The organism is Acinetobacter sp. YH12251 (assembly GCF_013417465.1).
GTDB lineage: Bacteria > Pseudomonadota > Gammaproteobacteria > Pseudomonadales > Moraxellaceae > Acinetobacter > Acinetobacter amyesii.
On record NZ_VPDZ01000036.1, the window covers coordinates 1 to 5,322 of the forward strand.

Below are 5,322 nucleotides of genomic sequence, written 5' to 3' on the forward strand. Positions count from 1 at the left end.
ATACAACTGTTTGGGTGTTGTATAGTCAAGCCTCACGAGCAATTAGTATTGGTCAGCTTCATGCGTCACCGCACTTCCACATCCAACCTATCAACGTCGTAGTCTTCAACGGCTCTTTAGTGGACATAAAGTCCAAGGGAAATCTTATCTTGAGGTAGGCTTCCCGCTTAGATGCTTTCAGCGGTTATCCCTTCCGAACATAGCTACCCGGCGATGCGACTGGCGTCACAACCGGTACACCAGAGGTTCGTCCACTCTGGTCCTCTCGTACTAGGAGCAGATCCTCTCAAATTTCCAGCGCCCACGGTAGATAGGGACCGAACTGTCTCACGACGTTCTAAACCCAGCTCGCGTACCTCTTTAAATGGCGAACAGCCATACCCTTGGGACCTGCTTCAGCCCCAGGATGAGATGAGCCGACATCGAGGTGCCAAACACCGCCGTCGATATGAACTCTTGGGCGGTATCAGCCTGTTATCCCCAGAGTACCTTTTATCCGTTGAGCGATGGCCCTTCCATACAGAACCACCGGATCACTAAGACCTACTTTCGTACCTGCTCGACTTGTGGGTCTCGCAGTTAAGCGCGCTTTTGCCTTTATACTCTACGCGTGATTTCCGACCACGCTGAGCGCACCTTCGTACTCCTCCGTTACTCTTTAGGAGGAGACCGCCCCAGTCAAACTACCCACCAGACATGGTCCTCGCTCCAGATCATGGAGCAGAGTTAGAACCTCAATATTACCAGGGTGGTATTTCAAGATTGGCTCCACCGAAACTAGCGTCTCGGTTTCAAAGCCTCCCACCTATCCTACACAAGTAAGATCAAAGTTCAATGTCAAGCTGCAGTAAAGGTTCACGGGGTCTTTCCGTCTAGCCGCGGGTACACCGCATCTTCACGGCGATTTCGATTTCACTGAGCCTCTGCTGGAGACAGCGCCCCCATCATTATGCCATTCGTGCAGGTCGGAACTTACCCGACAAGGAATTTCGCTACCTTAGGACCGTTATAGTTACGGCCGCCGTTTACTGGGGCTTCGATCAAGAGCTTCGCTTACGCTAACCCCATCAATTAACCTTCCAGCACCGGGCAGGCATCACACCCTATACGTCCACTTTCGTGTTTGCAGAGTGCTATGTTTTTAATAAACAGTTGCAGGGGCCTGGTTTCTGTGGCTGCTCTCAGCTCAGGAAGCAAGTTCCATCACCAAAAGCAGCGTACCTTCTCCCGAAGTTACGGTACCATTTTGCCTAGTTCCTTCAGCAGAGTTCTCTCAAGCGCTTTGGTCTACTCGACCTGACCACCTGTGTCGGTTTCGGGTACGATTCCAGTGTAACTGAAGCTTAGAGACTTTTCCTGGAAGTATGGTATCAGCCACTTCACTGTACAAGTACAGCTTGCTGTCAGATCTCAGCATAGAGTACCCCGGATTTGCCTAAGATACATGCCTACTTCCTTTCACCTGGACAACCAACGCCAGGCTGACTTAACCTTCTCCGTCCTCTCATCGCATTACACTGAAGTATTGGAATATTAACCAATTTCCCATCGACTACGCCTCTCGGCCTCGCCTTAGGGGTCGACTCACCCAGCCCCGATTAACGTTGGACTGGAACCCTTGGTCTTTCAGCGAACGGGTTTTTCACCCGTTTTGTCGTTACTCACGTCAGCATTCGCACTTCTGATACCTCCAGCAGACTTCTCAATCCACCTTCATCGGCTTACAGAACGCTCCCCTACCACTTACACTAATGTGTAAATCCGCAGCTTCGGCATATAGTTTTAGCCCCGTTACATCTTCCGCGCAGGCCGACTCGACTAGTGAGCTATTACGCTTTCTTTAAAGGGTGGCTGCTTCTAAGCCAACCTCCTAGCTGTCTATGCCTTCCCACATCGTTTCCCACTTAACTATAATTTTGGGGCCTTAGCTGGCGGTCTGGATTGTTTTCCTCTTGACTACGGACGTTAGCACCCGCAGTCTGTCTCCCGGATAGTACTCATTGGTATTCGGAGTTTGCATCGGTTTGGTAAGTCGGGATGACCCCCTAGCCGAAACAGTGCTCTACCCCCAATGGTATTCGTCCGAGGCGCTACCTAAATAGCTTTCGGGGAGAACCAGCTATCACCGAGTTTGATTAGCCTTTCACCCCTATCCACAAGTCATCCCCTGGCTTTTCAACGACAGTGGGTTCGGTCCTCCAGTTAGTGTTACCCAACCTTCAACCTGCTCATGGATAGATCACCCGGTTTCGGGTCTACACCCAGCAACTAAACGCCCTATTAAGACTCGATTTCTCTACGGCTCCCCTAATCGGTTAACCTTGCTACTGAATGTAAGTCGCTGACCCATTATACAAAAGGTACGCAGTCACCAAACAAGTTGGCTCCCACTGCTTGTATGCATGCGGTTTCAGGATCTATTTCACTCCCCTCACAGGGGTTCTTTTCGCCTTTCCCTCACGGTACTGGTTCACTATCGGTCAGTCAGGAGTATTTAGCCTTGGAGGATGGTCCCCCCATATTCAGACAAGGTTTCACGTGCCTCGCCCTACTCGACATCATTATCTAAGCCCTTTCGTGTACAGGACTATCACCTACTATGGTCGCACTTCCCAGAGCGTTCCACTAAAGCTTAGATAACTTAATGGGCTTTTCCCCGTTCGCTCGCCGCTACTGAGGGAATCTCAATTGATTTCTTTTCCTAAGGGTACTGAGATGTTTCACTTCCCCTCGTTCGCCTCATAAACCTATGTATTCAGTTTATGATACCCGCCTTATAGCGGGTGGGTTTCCCCATTCAGAAATCTCCGGATCACAGGATATTTGCCGCCTCCCCGGAGCTTATCGCAGGCTATTACGTCTTTCATCGCCTCTGACTGCCAAGGCATCCACCACATGCACTTAATTACTTGACTATACAACCCCAAACAGTCGTTTGATCCTACAAGTAGATCAACCAACATTACAGTTTAGAGCTTCGTGAACTTAATCACTGTACAGCTTCAATTAGATTCATATACCAAAACGCTTGATTCAGTTAATTTCGCTAGTAACTCATTTCATTCAACTTTCACAATTGCTTGTTAGGTTAAATCAAACGAGTATGAACAAATTATTTCAACTCAAATATATTCTGTTAATGATTTTTCCAGCCTTCGTCAGGTCAGGAAACTGTGATAAATCACAGAGCTTAATAACAATGAAGCGAATCATACGCCACTTTGTTGCTAAGCTCTATAACCTAAACACTTGATCGCTTAAGGACTAAGCTAACAATCGTTTGATTGTTTATTTTAGCTTCGTTCTTTATACATTGCGTAGCAATGTATGGTGGAGACTAGGAGAGTCGAACTCCTGACCTCCTGCGTGCAAAGCAGGCGCTCTACCAACTAAGCTAAGTCCCCAGCTTATCAATAAGTCAATGTTTCTGATTCTCTGTTTGCTTCCGTATTTTATTCAAATACTTCGTTAGTCAGAATGGTGGGTCTGACAAGACTTGAACTTGTGACCCCACGCTTATCAAGCGTGTGCTCTAACCAACTGAGCTACAGACCCTCAGATACATCGTCATGAAGAACAACTTGTTGTGGATTCTTACCAATCGTCAATCTTTCGTTAAGGAGGTGATCCAGCCGCAGGTTCCCCTACGGCTACCTTGTTACGACTTCACCCCAGTCATCGGCCACACCGTGGTAAGCGTCCTCCTTACGGTTAGACTACCTACTTCTGGTGCAACAAACTCCCATGGTGTGACGGGCGGTGTGTACAAGGCCCGGGAACGTATTCACCGCGGCATTCTGATCCGCGATTACTAGCGATTCCGACTTCATGGAGTCGAGTTGCAGACTCCAATCCGGACTACGATCGGCTTTTTGAGATTAGCATCTCCTCGCGGAGTAGCAACCCTTTGTACCGACCATTGTAGCACGTGTGTAGCCCTGGTCGTAAGGGCCATGATGACTTGACGTCGTCCCCGCCTTCCTCCAGTTTGTCACTGGCAGTATCCTTAAAGTTCCCGGCTTAACCCGATGGCAAATAAGGAAAAGGGTTGCGCTCGTTGCGGGACTTAACCCAACATCTCACGACACGAGCTGACGACAGCCATGCAGCACCTGTATGTAAGTTCCCGAAGGCACCAATCCATCTCTGGAAAGTTCTTACTATGTCAAGACCAGGTAAGGTTCTTCGCGTTGCATCGAATTAAACCACATGCTCCACCGCTTGTGCGGGCCCCCGTCAATTCATTTGAGTTTTAGTCTTGCGACCGTACTCCCCAGGCGGTCTACTTATCGCGTTAGCTGCGCCACTAAAGCCTCAAAGGCCCCAACGGCTAGTAGACATCGTTTACGGCATGGACTACCAGGGTATCTAATCCTGTTTGCTCCCCATGCTTTCGTGCCTCAGCGTCAGTATTAGGCCAGATGGCTGCCTTCGCCATCGGTATTCCTCCAGATCTCTACGCATTTCACCGCTACACCTGGAATTCTACCATCCTCTCCCATACTCTAGCTTCCCAGTATCGAATGCAATTCCCAAGTTAAGCTCGGGGATTTCACATCCGACTTAAAAAGCCGCCTACGCACGCTTTACGCCCAGTAAATCCGATTAACGCTCGCACCCTCTGTATTACCGCGGCTGCTGGCACAGAGTTAGCCGGTGCTTATTCTGCGAGTAACGTCCACTATCTCTAGGTATTAACCAAAGTAGCCTCCTCCTCGCTTAAAGTGCTTTACAACCAAAAGGCCTTCTTCACACACGCGGCATGGCTGGATCAGGGTTCCCCCCATTGTCCAATATTCCCCACTGCTGCCTCCCGTAGGAGTCTGGGCCGTGTCTCAGTCCCAGTGTGGCGGATCATCCTCTCAGACCCGCTACAGATCGTCGCCTTGGTAGGCCTTTACCCCACCAACTAGCTAATCCGACTTAGGCTCATCTATTAGCGCAAGGTCCGAAGATCCCCTGCTTTCTCCCGTAGGACGTATGCGGTATTAGCATCCCTTTCGAAATGTTGTCCCCCACTAATAGGCAGATTCCTAAGCATTACTCACCCGTCCGCCGCTAGAAATCGGTAGCAAGCTACCTATTCCCGCTCGACTTGCATGTGTTAAGCCTGCCGCCAGCGTTCAATCTGAGCCATGATCAAACTCTTCAGTTTAAAATCAATAGTACATATAGTGTACCAATCTTGGCTCATCAATTACTGACAAAAATTTGCTCAAATAAACTTCGAGTAATTTCTACCATCAATCAATGAAAATAATTTCGATCGATCAATCAGTAAAAATCCACACAAGTTGTTCTTCATAATCTCTTAATGATCTT

The 5,322-nt window shown here is 48.8% G+C and carries 2 tRNA genes and 2 rRNA genes; all 4 read right to left on the reverse strand.

Features of this window, described 5'->3' with window-relative positions:
• Positions 1–21: 21 nt before the first annotated feature.
• Positions 22–2,915 (reverse strand): 23S ribosomal RNA (locus tag FTV27_RS16695).
• Between the two features lie 413 nt (positions 2,916–3,328).
• A tRNA-Ala gene (locus tag FTV27_RS16700) sits at positions 3,329–3,404 on the reverse strand.
• 74 nt (positions 3,405–3,478) lie between these two features.
• A tRNA-Ile gene (locus tag FTV27_RS16705) sits at positions 3,479–3,555 on the reverse strand.
• A gap of 61 nt (positions 3,556–3,616) precedes the next feature.
• Positions 3,617–5,155, reverse strand: a 16S ribosomal RNA gene (locus tag FTV27_RS16710).
• The 16S and 23S rRNA genes sit together here with 2 tRNA genes alongside, the layout of an rRNA operon.
• Positions 5,156–5,322: the final 167 nt, after the last annotated feature.